Annotated in this window: 17 protein-coding genes and 1 pseudogene; 16 read left to right on the top strand and 2 right to left on the bottom strand. The window is 42.6% G+C overall.

Annotation, left to right across the window (positions count from 1 at the left end):
- Positions 1 to 2: 2 nt before the first annotated feature.
- The 16 genes and pseudogenes from fliR (at position 3) to C2M30_RS03420 (ending at position 15,909) form a co-directional block, all read left to right on the top strand.
- Positions 3 to 782: a flagellar biosynthetic protein FliR gene (gene fliR, locus C2M30_RS03495; protein WP_105170690.1), complete on the top strand. Its 780-nt coding sequence runs from the start codon at positions 3 to 5 to the stop codon at positions 780 to 782.
- A gap of 9 nt (positions 783 to 791) precedes the next feature.
- Positions 792 to 1,922: a flagellar biosynthesis protein FlhB gene (flhB, locus tag C2M30_RS03490; RefSeq protein ID WP_105170689.1), complete on the top strand. Its 1,131-nt coding sequence runs from the start codon at positions 792 to 794 to the stop codon at positions 1,920 to 1,922.
- 81 nt (positions 1,923 to 2,003) lie between these two features.
- Complete coding sequence (flhA, locus tag C2M30_RS03485) at positions 2,004 to 4,112, top strand: flagellar biosynthesis protein FlhA (RefSeq protein WP_105170688.1); 2,109 nt, start codon at positions 2,004 to 2,006, stop codon at positions 4,110 to 4,112.
- Between the two features lie 21 nt (positions 4,113 to 4,133).
- A complete protein-coding gene (gene flhF, locus C2M30_RS03480) occupies positions 4,134 to 5,516 on the top strand; it encodes a flagellar biosynthesis protein FlhF (protein ID WP_010560571.1) in 1,383 nt (460 codons plus the stop codon).
- The gene (locus C2M30_RS03475) at positions 5,509 to 6,366 is read left to right on the top strand and encodes a MinD/ParA family ATP-binding protein (protein ID WP_010560570.1); all 858 of its coding nucleotides are present in this window, start codon (positions 5,509 to 5,511) and stop codon (positions 6,364 to 6,366) included. Before flhF ends, C2M30_RS03475 begins: the two co-directional genes overlap by 8 nt.
- Before the next feature lie 8 nt (positions 6,367 to 6,374).
- Entirely contained in the window at positions 6,375 to 7,091 is a 717-nt protein-coding gene (locus C2M30_RS03470; RefSeq protein WP_010560569.1) for an RNA polymerase sigma factor FliA, read from the top strand.
- Between the two features lie 50 nt (positions 7,092 to 7,141).
- Complete coding sequence (gene cheY / locus C2M30_RS03465; protein WP_010560568.1) at positions 7,142 to 7,525, top strand: chemotaxis response regulator CheY; 384 nt, start codon at positions 7,142 to 7,144, stop codon at positions 7,523 to 7,525.
- A gap of 16 nt (positions 7,526 to 7,541) precedes the next feature.
- Positions 7,542 to 8,315 (top strand): protein phosphatase CheZ, encoded by a 774-nt coding sequence (locus C2M30_RS03460; RefSeq protein ID WP_010560567.1) that lies wholly within the window; start codon positions 7,542 to 7,544, stop codon positions 8,313 to 8,315.
- A 14-nt stretch (positions 8,316 to 8,329) separates the two neighbouring features.
- A complete protein-coding gene (locus tag C2M30_RS03455) occupies positions 8,330 to 10,543 on the top strand; it encodes a chemotaxis protein CheA (protein WP_105170687.1) in 2,214 nt (737 codons plus the stop codon).
- 11 nt (positions 10,544 to 10,554) lie between these two features.
- Entirely contained in the window at positions 10,555 to 11,709 is a 1,155-nt protein-coding gene (locus tag C2M30_RS03450) for a protein-glutamate methylesterase/protein-glutamine glutaminase (protein WP_105170686.1), read from the top strand.
- Positions 11,702 to 12,470: pseudogene (locus C2M30_RS03445) on the top strand (flagellar motor protein). Before C2M30_RS03450 ends, C2M30_RS03445 begins: the two are co-directional and overlap by 8 nt.
- 6 nt (positions 12,471 to 12,476) lie before the next feature.
- Positions 12,477 to 13,445, top strand: coding sequence for a flagellar motor protein MotB (locus C2M30_RS03440; RefSeq protein WP_105170685.1), 969 nt, complete (start codon positions 12,477 to 12,479; stop codon positions 13,443 to 13,445).
- An 8-nt stretch (positions 13,446 to 13,453) separates the two neighbouring features.
- Positions 13,454 to 14,230, top strand: coding sequence for a ParA family protein (locus C2M30_RS03435; protein ID WP_010560562.1), 777 nt, complete (start codon positions 13,454 to 13,456; stop codon positions 14,228 to 14,230).
- The gene (locus tag C2M30_RS03430) at positions 14,223 to 14,954 is read left to right on the top strand and encodes a chemotaxis protein CheW (protein WP_105170684.1); all 732 of its coding nucleotides are present in this window, start codon (positions 14,223 to 14,225) and stop codon (positions 14,952 to 14,954) included. The genes C2M30_RS03435 and C2M30_RS03430 overlap by 8 nt, the downstream gene beginning before the upstream one ends.
- A gap of 59 nt (positions 14,955 to 15,013) precedes the next feature.
- Positions 15,014 to 15,508, top strand: coding sequence for a chemotaxis protein CheW (locus tag C2M30_RS03425; protein WP_054978325.1), 495 nt, complete (start codon positions 15,014 to 15,016; stop codon positions 15,506 to 15,508).
- The gene (locus tag C2M30_RS03420) at positions 15,508 to 15,909 is read left to right on the top strand and encodes a DUF2802 domain-containing protein (RefSeq protein WP_010560559.1); all 402 of its coding nucleotides are present in this window, start codon (positions 15,508 to 15,510) and stop codon (positions 15,907 to 15,909) included. The genes C2M30_RS03425 and C2M30_RS03420 overlap by 1 nt, the downstream gene beginning before the upstream one ends.
- A 340-nt stretch (positions 15,910 to 16,249) precedes the next feature.
- On the opposite strand, the gene C2M30_RS03415 is transcribed toward C2M30_RS03420, so the two are convergent.
- Positions 16,250 to 16,549 (bottom strand): EscU/YscU/HrcU family type III secretion system export apparatus switch protein, encoded by a 300-nt coding sequence (locus tag C2M30_RS03415; RefSeq protein ID WP_100913029.1) that lies wholly within the window; start codon positions 16,547 to 16,549, stop codon positions 16,250 to 16,252.
- 1 nt (position 16,550) lies between these two features.
- Positions 16,551 to 18,740 carry a hypothetical protein gene (locus tag C2M30_RS03410; RefSeq protein WP_105170683.1) on the bottom strand — a complete coding sequence of 730 codons (2,190 nt, stop codon included), beginning with the start codon at positions 18,738 to 18,740 and terminating at the stop codon, positions 16,551 to 16,553.
- Positions 18,741 to 18,839 lie beyond the last annotated feature (99 nt).

The following is an 18,839-nucleotide window of genomic DNA, read 5'->3' as shown; positions in this document are numbered from 1 at the left end:
TTATGGAAATTTTATTTTCGCAATTAGTACAATACCTTTCGGATTTTTTATTACCGTTATCACGCATTGCTGCAATGTTTATGGTGATGGTAGGTATTGGCGTGAAAACTGTTCCGACGCGCGTAAAAGTGGGGTTATCGGTACTGGTGACCTTGCTGGTAATGCCGATTTTACCACCTAGTCAATTTAACGAGCTATTCAGTTTTCAAATGGTCATTGTGGTGCTGCAGCAGATCTTGATTGGTGTTGCCATGGGGTTTGCGTCAGTAATGATGCTTAATACCTTTATTCTTGCAGGTCAAATACTTGCAATGCAAACCGGCCTTGGTTTTGCTTCAATTGTTGACCCTGCAAATGGGCAAAGTGTGCCCGCGGTCGGTCAGTTTTATTTAATTCTTGCAACCTTACTGTTTTGGGTATTTGACGGTCATCTAATGATGATCCAAATGCTTGTACATAGCTTTACTGCGTTACCTATTGATGGCACCTGGTGGCCTGTTGCAAACTTTCAAAAACTGGCGTTATGGGGCAGTTGGATGTTTGCGACAGCCTTAGTGTTATCGCTAGCGCCGTTAACTGCCATGCTAGTTATCAACTTCTCATTTGGTGTGATGACTCGTGCCGCGCCGCAACTTAATATATTTACTATAGGTTTCCCGTTTACATTGCTTGCGGGCCTTGTCATTATTTGGGCAACAATGACTAACTTTACTGCGCAATTTGAATTTCAATGGCTAAAAATGGTTGAGCTAATGTGCGATCTTGTTGGTTGTCAGGTGTAAGGAACGGATATGGCTGAAGGCTCAGATCAAGAACGCACCGAAGAACCCACCCCCAAAAAGCTGCAAGACGCAGCGAAAAAAGGACAGGTAGCACGCTCAAAAGAAACGGGCACCACATTTGTTTTGATTGCTGCTGCGGTGAGCTTTTTACTGTTTGGTAAAGACATCGCTGTAGGCTTATATAATGTGATGGGGCGTTTGCTTTCGCTAAATCGTAATGAAGTCTATGACACGACCAAGATGTTCTCGGTGTGGGGTGAAGTTGCAAGTGAACTTTGGTATGGCATGACAATGTTTGTGTTGTGCTTATTGGTTGCAGGTGTAATTGGCAATACATTTTTAGGTGGTTTTAATTTTAGTTGGCAAGCAGCTGCACCTAAAGCGAGTAAAATGTCACCTCTCAAAGGCTTTGCCCGCATGTTCGGTAAACAAGCCGCCATTGAATTAGTTAAAGCATTATTAAAGTTTGGCCTGATTGCAACGGTTGCTGTTTACTTAATCAAAGGCTATTTCCCCGAAATTCTTACCCTGAGCTTAGAGGCTGTGCCTGGTAATATTGAACACGCATTGTGGATCTTGGCGTGGATGTTTTTTGCCCTGGCGATGACGCTAATCGTTATAGCGTCAATTGATGCACCATTTCAAAAGTGGAATCATAACGAACAGCTAAAAATGACCTTGCAAGAGGTTAAAGATGAATACAAAAACAGCGAAGGTGATCCTCAAATCAAAGCCCGCATTCGTCGTACCCAGCGAGAAATGTCGCAGCGCAGAATGATGCAAGATGTGCCAGATGCCGATGTGGTAGTTACAAACCCAACTCACTACGCTGTTGCACTTAAATATGATACCGCTAAAGCCGGCGCTCCTATGGTTATTGCTATCGGTGGTGACCAAATAGCGCTGCAAATTAGAAAAATAGCAGATCGCTTTGACGTACCGATTGTCGAATCGCCCGCATTGGCACGTTCATTGTTCCACACCGGTAAAGTGGGTCAGCAAATTCCGGAGCAATTGTTCGTTGCGGTGGCACAAGTACTTGCTTATGTTTTCCAATTAAAACAGTTTAATAAAGGGCGTGGTAAACGCCCAGAAAAACTCGCTAAAGAGCTACCAATACCTGAAGATTTCAAATACTAAACAGTAAGTTATCGCTACTTTTCTTGTTGGAACGGTATTTGCTTTAGCTATACCAGTGTCAATATATTGAATAGCTGCTGTATGGACTTCAAGGCCACATTAAATCAACTAAACGCAAATAAATCGGATTACCTGAAAGGTATAGGTACACCTATTCTTGTGCTTGCTGCGCTCGGTATGGTTGTATTGCCAATGCCTGCGTTTTTACTCGATATACTGTTCTCTTTTAACATAGCGTTATCGCTGGTCGTTCTACTTATTACCTTGTATACCTTGAAGCCTCTCGATTTCGGTATTTTCCCAACCGTTTTGCTAATAGCCACTATCTTACGCCTTGCGCTGAATGTAGCCAGTACCCGAGTCGTGTTGCTTGAAGGTCACGAGGGCGGCGATGCAGCGGGTAAGGTAATTGAAGCATTTGGCTCAGTTGTGATCGGCGGTAACTATGCTGTTGGTTTAGTTGTATTTTTGATTCTAATTATTATTAACTTTGTGGTAATTACCAAAGGTGCAGGCCGTATTTCAGAAGTGTCTGCACGTTTCACCTTAGATGCAATGCCAGGTAAACAAATGGCGATTGATGCAGACTTAAATGCAGGCTTTATAACCGCGGAACAAGCGCGAGAGCGCCGCACCGAAGTAACTCGTGAAGCAGACTTCTACGGTTCAATGGATGGTGCCAGTAAGTTTGTAAAAGGGGATGCTATTGCCGGCATTATCATTCTTGTTATCAATATTATTGGTGGTTTATTTATTGGCATGATCCAGCACGATTTACCGTTTAGTCGTGCAATGGAAGTATATACGCTACTTACGATAGGTGATGGCCTTGTTGCTCAATTACCATCGCTACTTTTATCTATTGGTACCGCGATTGTGGTAACGCGTCAAAATGAATCGCAAAACATGGGCGAGCAATTTCATGCCCAATTAGGCAATGATAAAGCCCTTTATATCGCAGCAGGTATTTTGATTGTAATGGGGTTAGTGCCAGGCATGCCGAAAGTTGCGTTCTTGGGATTAGGCTTTTTAATTGGCGGTGTAGCTTATGTGAATCAGCGCATTAAAACGCAAAAAGCAGAAGAAGAGTCCAAACAAGTTGCAAAAGGCGGTTCACCAGGCCAAGAGCAAGCGCAAATTGAACAAAAAGAGTTGGGTTGGGATGATGTACAACAAGTGGACGTAATTGGCTTAGAGGTTGGTTACCGTTTAATTCCACTTGTCGACCAAGCACAAGGTGGTGAATTACTGAGTCGCATTAAAGGGGTACGTAAAAAGTTATCTCAAGAGCTTGGCTTTTTAGTGCCGCCGGTTCATATTCGAGACAATTTAGAGCTAGATCCGAACGAATACCGCATCACATTAATGGGGGTTTCTAGTGGCAACGGTGAATTAAAACACAATAACGAATTGGCGATTAACCCAGGTCAAGTATTTGGTGAAGTAAAAGGAGTTGCGACCAAAGACCCTGCATTTGGCTTAGATGCAGTTTGGATCGCACCAGAACAAAAAGACGAAGCACAATCACTTGGCTATACCGTGGTTGATGCTGCAACTGTGGTTGCAACACATATTTCTCAGTTATTACACAATAACGCAGCTTTGTTATTGGGCCATGAAGAAGTACAAAACTTACTTGATATGCTTGCCAAGTCGCATCCGCGTTTAATTGAAGGCTTAGTACCCGATATTTTACCGCTCACTACAATTGTAAAAGTACTGCAAAACTTACTTAATGAAGGTGTGCCAATTCGCGATATGCGTTCGATTGTTCAAACCCTCGTTGAGTACGGCCCTCGTAGCCAAGACCCAGACGTACTAACCGCTGCAGTTAGAATTTCACTACGTCGATTAATCGTTCAAGACGTTGCTGGCAATGCGCCAGAAATCCCTGTCATAACATTGGCGCCTGAGTTGGAACAGATGTTGCATCAGTCCCTTCAAAGTGCAGGTGACGAAGGTGCTGGCATTGAGCCAGGGCTCGCAGAAAGACTACAAAACTCTCTCGGCGATGCGCATCAAAACCAGGAAATGGCGGGTGAACCTTCAATACTGTTGACATCAGGTATGTTGCGCAGCGTGTTATCGCGATTTGTGAAACACAGCCTACCGGGTTTGCGCGTGATGTCATATCAGGAAGTACCTGAAGAAAAACAGATCAAAATTGTTTGCTCAGTCGGTCAACAGTGATAAGTAGAGACGAGGTGTCACATGAAAATTAAACGTTTTTTTGCTAAAGATATGCGCAGCGCGTTGAATGAAGTAAAGCATGAGCTAGGTCCTGATGCAGTTATCATGTCAAATAAGCGCATGGCTGATGGTGTTGAAATTGTGGCAGCTGTTGATTATGAAAAGTCAGTTCAAGCTGCACCTGCAGCGCCTAAGTTAAGTGAAGAAAAGCCTCGTTTTAGTAATAATTTTGTTAAGCCAAAACCACAAACAGCGACCCCTGAAAAACAAGCTGCGGTAGCAGACAGTTTATCGGCATTACTTGAGCGCCAAGCGAAAAAATCACCTCAATTTGATAAAGCACCTGAGCCAAAGCAGCCTCGTAATTGGTTTGATGACGATGATTCACTCACATCGACACAGCAAGATGCCCTCGATAGCTTTGCTAAGCCAAAGCAACAAAGCAGTTATGGCAACCAAGCTCAGTCGCTTGATGAAATGCAAGCGATGCGTGATGAAATGGCTTCGATCAGACAGTTACTTGAGCACCAACTTTCTGGCTTAATGAATGAAGATATGGCGCGCCGTGACCCAACTCGTGCTCTTTTACTCGACCGTTTGAAAGGTATGGGTATCAGTGAGGCAGTAGCGGACCAGCTCGCGTGTTTTATTCCAGATGACGTTGCACCGCGTCAAGCGTGGCAAGAAACGCTTAATATGCTGAGCAAACAACTATACACGGCGAATAACGAAATTTTGCGTCGTGGTGGTGTATATGCCTTAGTTGGTCCTACGGGCGTTGGCAAAACCACGACCGTGGCCAAGCTAGCTGCACTTGGCGCACAAAAATTTGGCGCCAACAATATCGCGCTAATCACAACAGATACTTATCGTATTGGCGCATATGAGCAATTATCGACTTATGGTCGTATTATTGGCTGCCCAGTAAAGCAAGTTAAAAATGCAGAAGAACTCACTGAAATTCTTTATCATTTAAGAAATAAGCGTCTAGTATTAATTGATACAGCAGGAATGAGCCAACGAGATATACGTTTGACTGAGCAACTTAACACCTTAATGCGCAATAGCCGAGTAGATATTCGCAGTTACCTTGTGTTAAGTTCAACAGCACAGCTTGAAGTACAGCAAGAGGCGATTAAACAGTTCAAACAGGTACAGTTAAGTGGTTGTATCTTCACAAAACTTGATGAATGTCTAAGTTTAGGTGAAATTATCAGTGTAGCCATTCAAAATCGTCTGCCAATAGGCTATCTTACCAATGGGCAGCGTGTACCAGAGGACATTCGTGTGGCAAATGCGGAAAAATTGGTCAGCAAAGCTCAGCAGTTGTATGCAAAACGAACAAACGCGCAAGCAAGACGTGCATCAAGCATGGCGCATCAAGCAGTAGGAATGTATGATTAACCCAGAATTAGATCAAGCTAGTGGCCTGCGGAAAATGAAAAACAACAACAAGGCTGTAAAAGTAATTGCGGTAACTGGAGGTAAAGGGGGAGTTGGTAAAACCAATGTCTCTCTAAACATGGCAATCGCCATGGCTCAGCAAGGCCAAAAAGTACTGGTACTCGATGCCGATTTGGGTTTAGCAAACTGTGATGTAATGCTGGGTTTGCGTGTAGAGCGTAACCTTTCTCACGTGCTTTCAGGTGAATGTGACCTCGAAGATATCTTAGTTGAAGGGCCGTATGGTATGAAAATTGTACCTGCGACATCTGGCTCTCAAAACATGGTGGAATTAACACCATCTGAACACGCTGGCCTAATTCGCGCTTTTGGCGAATTAGACTCACACTATGATGTACTAGTCGTTGACACTGCGGCCGGTATTTCAGATATGGTGCTTAGTTTCTCTCGCGCTTCACAAGATGTGCTTGTTGTTGTGTGTGATGAACCAACATCAATAACCGATGCTTACGCACTGATTAAAGTGTTAAGCCGTGAGCACGGTGTGTACAAATTTAAAATAGTTGCGAACATGGTACGCAGCTTAAAAGAAGGCCAAGAGCTTTTCGCAAAATTATCAAAAGTAACTGACCGCTTTTTAGATGTATCGCTTGAGCTAGTCGCAACAGTTCCATTTGATGAAAATATTCGAAAAGCGATTCGTAAACAAAAAACCATTGTTGACGTATTTCCAAAATCGCCTGCAGCAATTGCGTTCAAAGCACTTGCAACTAAAGCGGCGAGCTGGCCAATTCCAAATCAGCCGTCAGGACACCTAGAGTTTTTCATTGAGAAACTGGTTAGTAATTAGGAACGCCTATGAAAAGAACCGCTGCCTATGCTAATCAAAATCAATTATCGCAACTTGTCGAACAGCATACGCCGTTGGTTAAACGCATTGCCTACCATATTTTAGCGCGTCTGCCGGCGAGCGTTATTGTCGAAGACCTCATTCAGGCGGGCATGATAGGACTCATTGAGGCTGCTAAGAACTTTGATGGCAGTAAAGGTGCGAGCTTTGAAACCTATGCGGGTATTCGGATTCGCGGTGCAATAATTGATGAAACGCGTAAAGGAGACTGGGTACCTCGCTCAGTACATAAAAACGCCCGTGAAGTCGCCGCAGTCATCAATCAGCTAGAATCATCACTCGGACGTGAACCAAAAGACAGTGAAGTAGCTGAAAAACTTGATATTACGTTAGATGAGTACCATCATATTCTAAGGGATATAAGCAATGGTAAAATTATCGGCATTGAAGATCTCGGTGTTGATGAAGATGTCATCGACGCAGGGCTCGGCAATAAAGAACAAAATCCATTAGTTGATATTCAACAGGATAAATTTAATAAAGCGTTAGTAGAGGCAATACAAACTTTGCCAGAAAGAGAAGCGTTAGTGCTGTCACTTTACTACAATGATGAAATGAATTTAAAAGAAATTGGGCTAATTCTTGAAGTGAGTGAATCAAGAGTGAGCCAAATACATAGTCAGGCCATGGTGCGCCTTAAAGCAAAAGTCCATGACTGGATATAGAATAAAAGTAGTAAGTAAACAATTAGGTGCATACCTCACTGGAGGATATTTTGGATAAAAACATGAAAATTCTTGTAGTTGACGACTTTTCAACGATGAGAAGAATCATTAAAAACCTGTTAAGAGATCTTGGTTTCACAAACGTGCAAGAAGCAGACGACGGTAGCACTGCGCTACCAATGCTGCAAAACCAAGAGTTTGACTTTGTAGTTACGGATTGGAATATGCCAGGTATGCAAGGTATAGATTTGCTGCGCGCGATTCGCGCGGATGACAGTCTAAAACACATACCGGTACTAATGGTAACTGCGGAAGCCAAAAAAGAGCAGATCATTGCTGCAGCGCAAGCAGGTGTAAACGGTTATATCGTTAAACCATTTACAGCAGCAACGCTTAAAACAAAGCTTGATAAAGTTTTTGAGCGTTTAGGCTAACGGGAAGGAGAGGTTTATGTCAGCAAGTGCTGCGCCTCAAATTACCTTAGAACAAGCTAAGCAGCTAGTTGCGTTTCTTGAAAACGATGAGCAACAACAAGCGCAAGAGCTGCTAAAGCAAGTTACGGCAATTGAGCAAGATGAATTATTTGGTGAGGTAGGCAAACTAACTCGTCAACTGCATGATTCATTGAAAAATTTTCAACTTGATACCACTTTATCGGCGTTAACAACTGAGTCTATTCCTGACGCAAAAGAACGTCTCAATTATGTTATGGAAATGACAGAGCAAGCTGCGAATACAACGATGGACGCCGTTGAAGCATCGCTGCCTATTGCCGATAACTTGCAAACAGGTCTCAACAATATTAAGCCCAAATGGGACAAATTAATGTCGCGAGATCTTAAAGTTGGTGAGTTTAAAGTGTTATGTCATGAGCTAAACGGCTTTATGGACGAAGCAAAAACAAATTCTGATAAATTAAATGCATTAATGACAGAAGTGCTCATGGCCCAGGGTTATCAGGACCTCACAGGTCAAGTTATTCGACGCGTAATCGAGCTTGTCCGCGAAGTCGAGGATAGCCTGATTCATATGTTAACCGTGTTTGGCACACCTGTAGAACATGATGAATCGCCTGAAACGACAATACAACAAGAACAACAAATGGTTGCTGATGGTGAATTAGACCAAGTAGCTGAAGGTCCAATTATAAATGCTGAATCACGTGAAGATGTGGTTTCAGGTCAAGATGAAGTAGACGATCTGCTGTCTAGTTTGGGCTTCTAATCGGAGAAAAATGCATGAGCTTTGATGTCGATGAAGATATTTTACAAGACTTTTTAGTCGAAGCCGGTGAAATCTTAGAGTTGCTCTCAGAACAGTTAGTTGAACTGGAAAATAATCCAGAAGATGCTGATTTACTGAATGCGATATTTAGAGGGTTTCATACCGTAAAAGGGGGCGCTGGCTTCTTGTCTATGACAGAGCTAGTCGATGCATGTCACGGCGCAGAAAATATTTTCGATGTTTTACGACAAGGCCAACGCAGGGTTACTCCTGAATTAATGGATGTGATTTTACAGGCACTTGATACCATCAATGAAATGTTTGCTCACATTCAAAATCGCGCTCAGCCCGATCCTGCTGACCCGCAGTTATTGGCAGAACTACATAGACTTAGTCAGCCTGAAAGCGCAGATGAAGCACCGGTAGCTGAAGCGCCAGCAGAAGAAATTGTCGAGCCAGAAGCAGTCGAAGAAGACCCGTTTGGTGATATTTTATTTGATGCTGATGCGCCAAGTGATGAAGCACAATCTTCTGGTGATAGCGTTGACGATATCACAGAAGAAGAATTTGAAAGCCTGTTAGATGAGTTGCACGGCTCTGGTAATGGCCCAGCCTCTAATGCAGCGCCAGAAGCGAGTGAAGGTAGCGACTCTGATGAAATCACTGATGATGAATTTGAAAGCTTACTAGACGAATTACATGGGGCTGGTTCATTCGGTGGTGCGTCTGAGACGAGTGCGCCAGAAAGTGCAGCTCCTGCAGCTTCATCAGGCGACGATGAAGACATTACCGAAGATGAATTCGAAGCCTTGCTTGATGAACTTCATGGCAAGGGCAGTGCGCCAAGCACTGCTGAAAAATCATTTAATACTGATGCGGTAGCGGCAAAACCGGCAGCGCCAACACCACCTCCTGCGGCTAAGCCAACGCCGGCGAAACCACAAGCTCCAGCACCAAAACCAGCAGCTGCTAAGCCTGCTGCGCCAAGTGCAGCCAAACCAGCTGCAGCACCAAGTAAAGCACCAGCTAAACCGGCAGCGCCACCGGCTGAAACGACAGTGCGTGTAGATACCAAACGCCTTGACCAAATCATGAATATGGTCGGCGAACTGGTATTGGTTCGAAATCGACTTGTCAGCTTAGGTGCTAACGTTAGTAATGAAAGTATGGGTAAAGCCATTTCTAACTTAGATGTGGTGACCGCAGACTTACAAGGCGCGGTAATGAAAACCCGGATGCAGCCAATCAAAAAAGTATTTGGCCGTTTCCCTCGCGTTGTACGTGACTTAGCTCGCAGCTTGAAAAAAGAAATTAATTTACAGCTAGTTGGTGAAGAAACAGATTTAGATAAAAACCTTGTTGAGGCACTTGCAGATCCGCTAGTTCACCTTGTACGTAACTCGGTGGATCACGGTATTGAAATGCCAGACGATCGTGAAGCTGCAGGCAAACCACGCACCGGTACGGTGACGCTGTCAGCATCACAAGAAGGTGACCATATCTTGCTTACCATTGAAGATGATGGTGCGGGTATGGACGCAGAAAAGCTGAAAAGTATAGCGATTGGTAAAGGTGTAATAGATGCCGACCAGGCAGCTCGACTGTCAAACAACGAAGCGTATAACTTAATCTTTGCGCCAGGTTTCTCTACCAAAGAAGAGATTTCTGATATTTCTGGTCGTGGCGTGGGTATGGACGTGGTTAAAACCAAAATTACCCAATTAAACGGTACAGTGAATATCGAATCAGAAAAAGGTAAAGGCACAGTACTTGAAATTAAAGTACCACTGACGCTCGCTATTCTGCCTACTTTAATGGTCGTAGTTGGTCAGCAAACGTTTGCATTACCACTTGCAGGTGTAAGTGAGATTTTCCACTTAGATCTTACTAAAACAAATCTAGTTGATGGGCAGCTAACGATTATCGTACGTGATAAAGCGATTCCGTTATTCTATCTAGAAAAATGGTTGTTACGGAACCCTCGCAGCGAACAAAAGCGTTCGCAGGGGCATGTTGTTATTGTGCAATTAGGTACGCAACAAATGGGCTTTGTGGTTGATTCCTTAATTGGTCAGGAAGAAGTGGTAATCAAACCATTAGATGCATTATTGCAAGGTACGCCGGGTATGGCGGGCGCAACAATTACGTCAGATGGTGGCATTGCACTAATTTTAGATGTACCAAGCTTGTTAAAGCACTACGCAGGCCAAGGTCGCAATAAAAAGTAAGAGAGCACTTAATGACAATTAGGGTTTTAGTAGTAGATGATTCAAGCTTTTTTCGCCGTCGTGTGAGTGAAATCTTGAGTCAAGATCCCAATATTGAAGTGATTGGCACAGCTAACAATGGTAAAGAGGCGGTTGAAAAAACTGCCGAATTACGACCATCGGTTATCACAATGGATATTGAGATGCCTGTGCTTGACGGTATTAGCGCTGTAAAGCAAATAATGCAGCAAACGCCGACACCAATATTAATGTTCTCTTCGTTAACGCATGATGGAGCAAGTGCAACGCTTGATGCACTTGATGCCGGCGCGTTAGACTTTTTACCTAAAAAGTTTGAAGATATTGCTCGCGACAAAGAAGAAGCAACGAAAGTACTTCAACAAAAAGTTAAAGAAATAGGCCGTCGCCGAGTAGGCGGTTTTAGGCCACAGCGTGCAACATTAAATCAAGCGTCTACGGCAAGAACAACACCTGAGCGCAGCACTAGCTCAACGTTACGCCAGCCTGATAGAACCTTTGCTGCTCGCTCCACACCGGCTGATTCGCGCGCGGCAACTAAAAGCGAAAGACCAAAAGCATCTGGTAAACAATATAAGTTAATGGCAATTGGTACTTCTACAGGTGGTCCGGTTGCGCTGCAAAAAGTGCTTACGCAGTTACCAGCCAACTTTCCTCATCCAATTTTGTTGATTCAACATATGCCTGGTGCATTTACACCGGCATTTGCACAGCGATTGGATTCACTTTGTCGAATCAAAGTTAAGGAAGCAGAAAACGGCGATTTGCTCAGACCAGGCGTTGCATATTTAGCACCTGGTGGTAAGCAAATGCTAGTTGAAGGTCGTAGCGGCAATCAAAAGCTAAAAATCTATGAGGATGATAGCGCTCGTGTCACCTACAAACCAAGTGTTGATATCACTTTTGCTAGTGCAGCAAAAAGTTACGGTGACTCTGTGTTGGCAATTGTACTTACCGGTATGGGAGCTGATGGCCGAGATGGCGCACGCATGCTAAAACAGGCAGGCTCTAAAATTTGGGCACAAGATGAGGCGTCTTGCGTTGTATACGGTATGCCACAAGCAGTTGCAAGTGCTGGTTTAAGCGAGAAAAGCATCGCATTGGATGACGTTGCTAAACATATCAACACGGAAATAGGTTGTGGATAAACTAGCCGTTTTTGGTGCGATTATAGCGTTTGTAGCAATTGGCTTAGGGTATACCATTGAAGGTGGTGTGCTGGCGAATCTGTTTGATTTGTCAGCATTCATAATTGTGTTTGGTGGTACGCTTGGCGCGGTAATGTTGCAGGCAACTAAATACCAGTTTACCACAGCCATTAAAATGCTGCCTTGGGTGATAACACCAACCTAAGCATGATTTTGCAAAAGGCATCGAGCAAGTAAAAAGTTGGGCTGCAAAAGTACGTCATGACGGCTATTTGTCGTTAGAAAATCTTGCTATTGATGAAAAAGATCACTTTGTATCAAAAGGCCTAAATTTGCTTGTTGACGGCAGTGACGAGCAGCAGTTCTTTGACACCATGGAAAACGAAATTTTGCAACGTCGCAATGCACTTAACGAGTCAAGCCAAGTGTATCATGCCATGGGAGGCTATAGTCCAACTCTTGGCATTCTGGGTGCCGTACTCGGTCTTATTCAAGCAATGAACTTTATTCAACAACCCGATATGTTAGGTGCGGGTATTGCCACTGCGTTTGTTGCTACTATTTACGGTGTTGGCTTTGCCAATCTTCTTTATATTCCAATTGCCAATAAATTGGCTTATTTAGTGGATGAACATTGCCGTTATCATCAGATGTTAGCTGAGGGGATGTTTTGCATTCTTCAAGGTGATACGCCTAATGCCATTGAACAAAAGCTTTCGGCGTACTTAATCGAAAAAAATAATAAGTCGTTGTTTAGGTAGTCGTGTATGCCACGCTTTAAGCCTTTTAAGCAAACCGAACAAAATGATAACACACATCGCTGGCTAGTTTCTTATGCCGATTACATGACATTAATGTTTGCGTTATTTGTTGTGATGTACGCGATGGCCATTATCGAAGAAGAAAAATTTTCAGTGTTGTCAGACACAATTTCTCATGTGTTTAAAACAACAGACCAATTTAGCAAAGGTACGGGAAAAGGCGTATCTGGTGAAGGCATTCTTACGAGCAACGAACCAAAAGTTGATTCGCAACTGCACGGCATTAGTATTGTAAATGAAGAAAAAGGGCCAGAACTTGTCGATGGGCGAGGAGAGCTGAGTAATTTACAGCAAAAGTATTTAGGCCAGCCGCTCGATGCGCTAGAAGAAGAGCTTAAAAAAGCGATATCTGATGAAATTGAAGCGGGGCAAGCTCAGTTAGAAAAAGACATGAATTGGCTTACCATAGAGCTGAGTTCAAGCTTGTTGTTTGCCAGCGGTAGCGCGGTTGCCACTGAACGTGCAAGAACTGTTTTACGCTCATTACTACCAATTTTAAATGCTAACCGAAACTACTTAAGAGTGCGTGGTTACACTGATAATCAGCCGATAAATAATGAAGTATTTCGTTCTAATTGGCATTTATCGGTAGCCCGTGCAACCGAAGTGCTGGTATGGCTTGAGTATCTCGGCATAATCCCTGCAAGAATGGCTATTGAAGGGTATGGTGAATACTCGCCGTTTAGCGATAATAATGACGAACAAGGGCGTCAGCAAAATCGCAAGGTGGTGATCGCAATTTCAAAATATGCATTGCCAGAAACCGGTGAAACTGAGATAACAGCTAACGCAAAACAAACCACTGAACAAGCGGTGGAGAAGTTAAAGCAGGATGCAGAAAAAGACGATTCACTTAAAGTAATCGAATTACCAAATGGTGGTATTCGCATAACAACCCGAGAACAAGAACAATAGGTATTCGCTTGAAAATTTGGACGGTAGCAAATCAAAAAGGCGGTGTGGGTAAAACCACAACCACAGTCACCTTGGGAGGCTTATTAGCGTCTCGTGGTAAACGTGTGTTGCTGATTGATACCGATCCACACGCGTCATTGACATATTATTTTGGTATTGACTCTGAAGAGCTAGAAGTGAGTGTGTTTGATATTTTCTCACGTGGTAAAACCATGGCACGTGAAGAAATTTTGCAATCTCTGTGCCCGTCAGGGGTAGAAAATTTAGATATCTTGCCAGCTACTATGGCAATAGCCACACTAGATAGAAGTCTAGGTAAAAAAAGTGGTATGGGCCTTATTTTGCGCAATGCACTCGATAAAATTAGCGATGAATACGATGTTGCGATTTTGGATTGCCCGCCAGTACTTGGTGTATTAATGGTTAACGCACTTGCTGCATGCAACCGTGTATTAATTCCAGTGCAAACGGAGTTTTTAGCACTAAAGGGCCTAGACCGTATGATGCGCACTATGGAACTAATGCAAAGTTCACAAAATAAATCGTATAACTATACGATTGTGCCCACTATGTACGATAAACGCACTAAAGCGTCACTTGAAGCATATAAAAAATTACGTGCCACTTATGGCGAAAAAGTATGGCCGGGCGTCGTTCCGGTCGATACTAAATTACGAGATGCAAGTTTAGCCATGCAGGCACCACACAAATATTGTCCTAAATCACGCGGGGTATTTGCTTATACTTCTTTGCTAGAACACATTGAAGAGGCAGTGAATGACTAAGCAACTTTTTGCAAATGAAAAGGTAATGAAGCAGTATCTAGATGCCTTATTGCAAGAAGATATTGCGCGCGACTCAGTCGCCAATCCAGTTGAAAATTTATTAAGTGACGTTGAAGTTAAAGCTGCCGAGCATCAGCAGGCTACAACTGAAAAGGTAATAGCAAAGCCAGTTGTAAAAGAGCCTGAAATTGTACCGGAAGTTAAGGTAGAGGTGGTTGAAGCGGTTGAAGTTGCTTTACCGCCAGCACGCACGCAAGATGCCACATATGATGATGACGAATTCCAGGCGCTTTACTTTGAAGTTGCAGGCTTAACGCTTGCTGTGCCGCTCAAGGCATTAGGTGGAATCTACCAATTAGGTGAAGTAAATCAAATATTTGGCAAGCCAGATTGGTTTAAAGGGGTGATGCTTCATCGTGAACAAAAGCTCAACGTAGTTGATTCAGCGCGTTGGGTAATGCCAGAAAAATATAACAAAAAGTTAGAAGAAGCGCTAAACTATCAGTATCTTATAATGTTAGGTGAATCTAACTGGGGACTGTTAGCTGAGCGTTTAATTGATAATGTCAGTTTATCGCATCAAGATATTAAATGGCGTGATAAAGGTGGTTGTAGACCATGGCTAGCGGGATTAATTAAAGAGAAAATGTGTGCTTTAATTAATGTATCAGCAATGACTGAATTATTAGATCAAGGTTTAGATAGCCAAGACGATGACGCATAGCGCTCAGTCGTTTAGTTAGTAGCAGTTAATACATATCCACATTGGATAGGAGCTTAAAAATGAGTGAAGAAAGAGTTCTTTCGTCAAATGCAGCCGACGTAAATGATGAAGTATTGCAATGGGTTACGTTTCACTTAGGTGAAGAAACGTACGGTATTAATGTAATGCAAGTGCAAGAAGTGTTGCGTTACAGTGAAATTGCTCCTGTACCAGGCGCTCCGGGTTATGTGCTAGGTATTATTAACCTACGTGGTAACGTGGTTACAGTAATTGATACACGTACTCGCTTTGGTTTACAAAGTGCAGAGGTTACCGATAACTCGCGTATTGTGATTATTGAAGCTGAAAAGCAAGTGATTGGTATTTTGGTTGATAGCGTTGCAGAAGTAGTTTACTTGCGCACATCTGAAATCGATAGCGCACCAAATATTGGCACTGAAGAAAGTGCTAAGTTTATCCAAGGTGTTTCTAATCGCGATGGCGAATTACTTATTTTAGTCGATCTAAATAAACTTCTAAGTGATGAAGAGTGGGATGAGCTAAGTAATTTCTAATGATTTGGCAAATTATCTCTATTCTTGCGCTTTGTGTTGCGGTTTGTGCCTGTGTTGTTGCGTTTCGTGCGCTTTCGCGTTTAAAACAGGTGCAAATTGTTAACTCACAAAGTGAATCGCAGTTAACCAAACAGCAAACAATTAATAAAAACGAAATAGAAGAGATCCGCTCAGGCCTACTTAAAATTGGTAAGCATGTGATGGAACTTCAATCTGAAACGCAAGAGCTAAAACAAAAACAACAAGATATTCAGTTGGCTGATCCTGAATCTAAAATTTACTCACGCGCAGTAAAAATGATTGAGCTTGGCGCTGATATCGAAGAAGTGATGCGAGAGTGTGAGTTGCCTCGCGCAGAAGCTGAGTTGTTATTTACGCTTCACCAAAAAGAAGGTGAGTAATTACTACTTTCTAACCTAGGGCGGCTGCTCTAGGTTGCTTTCCATTGCACCTCAAACTGCATTAAATAATCGATTAACGCTAGGCTTCGATATAGAACTAAATTCACAACGGCTCAATTAGCTTTAGCGTTTACCTCTGTATATTGATGTACTTATGCATACAAAAGTGCAAATAATACCAAGTCTGTTAAGTATGAGAGCAGGATAGCGCTGGATAAATGAAATGATAACACGGCGGAATTTTTCCTATGTAGTTGTTCTGCATTGATAAACCCTAACGCAGTTAGCATGATATTTAGCCCGCTAGAATGATCAGCTACATAAGTAAATTGGTATAAGCTTACACTTTTACATCTAATTTATTGTGTAGTGCTAACCAGCCCGGTGGGAACTTTCCTTGCAGCACATATGAAAATGCAATGAGTTCAGCAATAACATAATAAAGCTCTTCTGGAATTTCTTGCCCCACTTCGAGGTTTGCTAAGCTGTTTGCTAGTGCTTCGTCTTGATGAAGTAAAATATCATTGTCTTTCGCGTATTGAATTATGTGTTCGGCTAATTCACCAAACCCTTTACTGCTTACTTCTGGTGCGCCTTGGCCATCATATATTAAGCCGATTGCTGATTTTTGCGTTGTCATATCACACCTTAATGTTAACTATGCCGGAGCGTGTTGACAGTGATTGTTGTTCTGATACATGAAATTCGCTTTGTGCTACTTCAATACCGTGTTGCGTCAGTTTTTGTTGTAATAAAGGCGCTTGGGTTTTTGCTTTTTCAATCAATCGCGTATGGGATGAGTTAAAACTGAGAGATAACTGCTTTTTAATAAGCTCTGCACCAATATTTAGAATTGAATTTTCTACTTCAAACGCTAAATTAATACGCCATACAGATACTAATTCGCCGTTTTTCGTTTTTCGTTTTTCTTCTTCAATTGAAATAGGTGCTGTGGCTAGTTTTTCATTTTGTTGCATGGGTATCGAAAACTGCATATTGACTTGTGGTTGTTCGGTACTGCCTGTTTGCTGTGGTGCGCTGCTGGCATTTCCTTGTAACCCTTTTTGCAGCGCGCTAAGGCTGTCTGTCATACTTTTTTGCAGTAATGCTGGAAGCGCTAACTGGCCTTTTAGGGATTTACTGTCTTTTTTATTTGTTAGCCCTTTCGATAGTCCAAGTAAAATGGGCAGTAAATTCTCAAGTTTGCCTTGCAGCTCATGATTGAGCGTTGCTTGTTGTAAAACGCCGTTGCTTGCAAGAGAAATTTTGGCGTGTTCCATCGCGCCAAAAGGCGTTTGCAATGTATCAGTTTGGGTATTTTGCTGTGGTGCTACTACCGATTTCAATTGCAGTACAGTTTGTGGCACCGCTGTGCCTTCGCTGATTATTCGTGTAAACGCTTGATTTACTAGTCGGGCTATTGGTTCAGGCAATTTTGGCTCTGACGCAAGTTTACTAATTTGTTGGGTCAAAATGCTGAGTGGATTTTGTTTTGCTGTAGCCTCTAGTTTGGCAGTAAGCTCGCTAAGGTTCGATTTTATATTAATTGCACTTTGATTAGGCGCAAAAACTTGAACTTGTAGACTCGCGCTTGGTTTAAGCGAGGGAGTGGTGACAAGAGGTCGAGCGTAGATCGGTGCTTTTTGAACTGGCGCTTCGCTTTGAATAGGCGATGTAAGAAGTTTTTCAGTGCCGCTTTTTATCTCAAATTTAGGTAAGGTAACATCTGCTTTTGTATTTGGGTTTGTTGTAGTCACTTGTATGTTGATACTGCCTTGCGCGGCATGTTTAATCGTGACTTCTCGTCCTGATAATAGCGAGCGAATACTTGCCATAATGGGTTCAAGTAGCGGTTTAGCGACACTTGCTTTTAACGAGGTAAGTTGATTAATAACGGGTAGCTGATGGCTTTGTGGCTTAGGTGCAGTAATTAAGTCTTGCGCCTTTAGCTGTTTAGTATCTGATTGAACTAATTTAATTGTCATTTCAAGCTTTGGCACCGCTAGCACCGCCTTATCACCTAAATTTTTTAGATTCGGCTTGAGTATCTGATTTGATACGAGGTGATTTTCTAACGGCAATTGAACGGCATTTTGGTTGATTTTAATCACCGGGGCTTTAGCGGTATCAAGTTGTAGCGGTGCATTTTGCAGTTTGATCAAATCAATTACTTTTTTCATCGACAAAGGTTGGGTTAGCACCGGTTGGCTGTGTTTGTCGAGTTTTACGCTAAAGCTAAACTTCTCTTGTTTAGTCGCTATTTCAATTATTGCGGGTTGATTGTGCTTCACTAAACTGACTAAGTTTTTTGGTAAATCACTGGTGATAGCGGCCTTTTGCGATTCAACCGCAAGTAAATTGGGTTGATTGACAATGTGAGCTGGTAATTTGAGCGTAGGCTGTGCACTGATATCGTTTGTGGCGAGTTTAAGAAGCTGAAAAACCACGTTGTTTGGTAACTTAATTTCATGCTTTGGCAGAGAGACTAATAAGTCAGTTAGCGAAGTGCTTAACGTTACCTGTGCCTTATCTGTTTGTAACTGTATTGTTTGATTAGGAATAATTAGCTCAATAAGCTTTGGTGTTAGTTGAGGTAAATTAAACGACAGCTTGTTTTTACTAATATCAACATTGCTAACATTGAGTGTTTCGTTTAGCAGTGCAGTGAGCAATTTTTGACTTGTTTTTGTGGGTAAATTCAACTGCTGCATTAACTGCTGCAATTGTTTTACTTGGTCTTGCTGTGTTGGGCTTAATTGCGATAACGCGCTTTGCTCTGTATCAACAGTGGCGCTACTAACAACATTTAGCAAAGATTGAATATCGGTCATCTGTTTTAAATCAAGCTATTGCCAATTTCTCTTGTCGAGGAGATTACGTTTTACAATACCATTATGTTAGACTAATGCCCAATTTTAGGTCGAGAGATG

The sequence above is a fragment of the Pseudoalteromonas sp. T1lg24 genome (genome assembly GCF_002964745.1).
GTDB classification, from domain to species: Bacteria; Pseudomonadota; Gammaproteobacteria; order Enterobacterales; family Alteromonadaceae; genus Pseudoalteromonas; species Pseudoalteromonas spongiae.
Note: the sequence above shows the minus strand (reverse complement) of the source record. Positions and strands in the feature narration are given on the sequence as shown.

What these genes read in the sequence shown, in the direction of transcription:
- flhA (WP_105170688.1), top strand. Translation starts at nt 2,004, where the DNA reads ATGGACTTCAAGGCCACATTAAATCAACTAAACGCAAATAAATCGGAT.
- C2M30_RS03415 (WP_100913029.1), bottom strand. Translation starts at nt 16,549, where the DNA reads ATGACAACGCAAAAATCAGCAATCGGCTTAATATATGATGGCCAAGGC.
- C2M30_RS03420 (WP_010560559.1), top strand. Translation starts at nt 15,508, where the DNA reads ATGATTTGGCAAATTATCTCTATTCTTGCGCTTTGTGTTGCGGTTTGT.
- C2M30_RS03410 (WP_105170683.1), bottom strand. Translation starts at nt 18,740, where the DNA reads ATGACCGATATTCAATCTTTGCTAAATGTTGTTAGTAGCGCCACTGTT.
- C2M30_RS03430 (WP_105170684.1), top strand. Translation starts at nt 14,223, where the DNA reads ATGACTAAGCAACTTTTTGCAAATGAAAAGGTAATGAAGCAGTATCTA.
- flhB (WP_105170689.1), top strand. Translation starts at nt 792, where the DNA reads ATGGCTGAAGGCTCAGATCAAGAACGCACCGAAGAACCCACCCCCAAA.
- C2M30_RS03455 (WP_105170687.1), top strand. Translation starts at nt 8,330, where the DNA reads ATGAGCTTTGATGTCGATGAAGATATTTTACAAGACTTTTTAGTCGAA.
- C2M30_RS03470 (WP_010560569.1), top strand. Translation starts at nt 6,375, where the DNA reads ATGAAAAGAACCGCTGCCTATGCTAATCAAAATCAATTATCGCAACTT.
- C2M30_RS03450 (WP_105170686.1), top strand. Translation starts at nt 10,555, where the DNA reads ATGACAATTAGGGTTTTAGTAGTAGATGATTCAAGCTTTTTTCGCCGT.
- C2M30_RS03440 (WP_105170685.1), top strand. Translation starts at nt 12,477, where the DNA reads ATGCCACGCTTTAAGCCTTTTAAGCAAACCGAACAAAATGATAACACA.
- C2M30_RS03475 (WP_010560570.1), top strand. Translation starts at nt 5,509, where the DNA reads ATGATTAACCCAGAATTAGATCAAGCTAGTGGCCTGCGGAAAATGAAA.
- C2M30_RS03460 (WP_010560567.1), top strand. Translation starts at nt 7,542, where the DNA reads ATGTCAGCAAGTGCTGCGCCTCAAATTACCTTAGAACAAGCTAAGCAG.
- fliR (WP_105170690.1), top strand. Translation starts at nt 3, where the DNA reads ATGGAAATTTTATTTTCGCAATTAGTACAATACCTTTCGGATTTTTTA.
- flhF (WP_010560571.1), top strand. Translation starts at nt 4,134, where the DNA reads ATGAAAATTAAACGTTTTTTTGCTAAAGATATGCGCAGCGCGTTGAAT.
- C2M30_RS03425 (WP_054978325.1), top strand. Translation starts at nt 15,014, where the DNA reads ATGAGTGAAGAAAGAGTTCTTTCGTCAAATGCAGCCGACGTAAATGAT.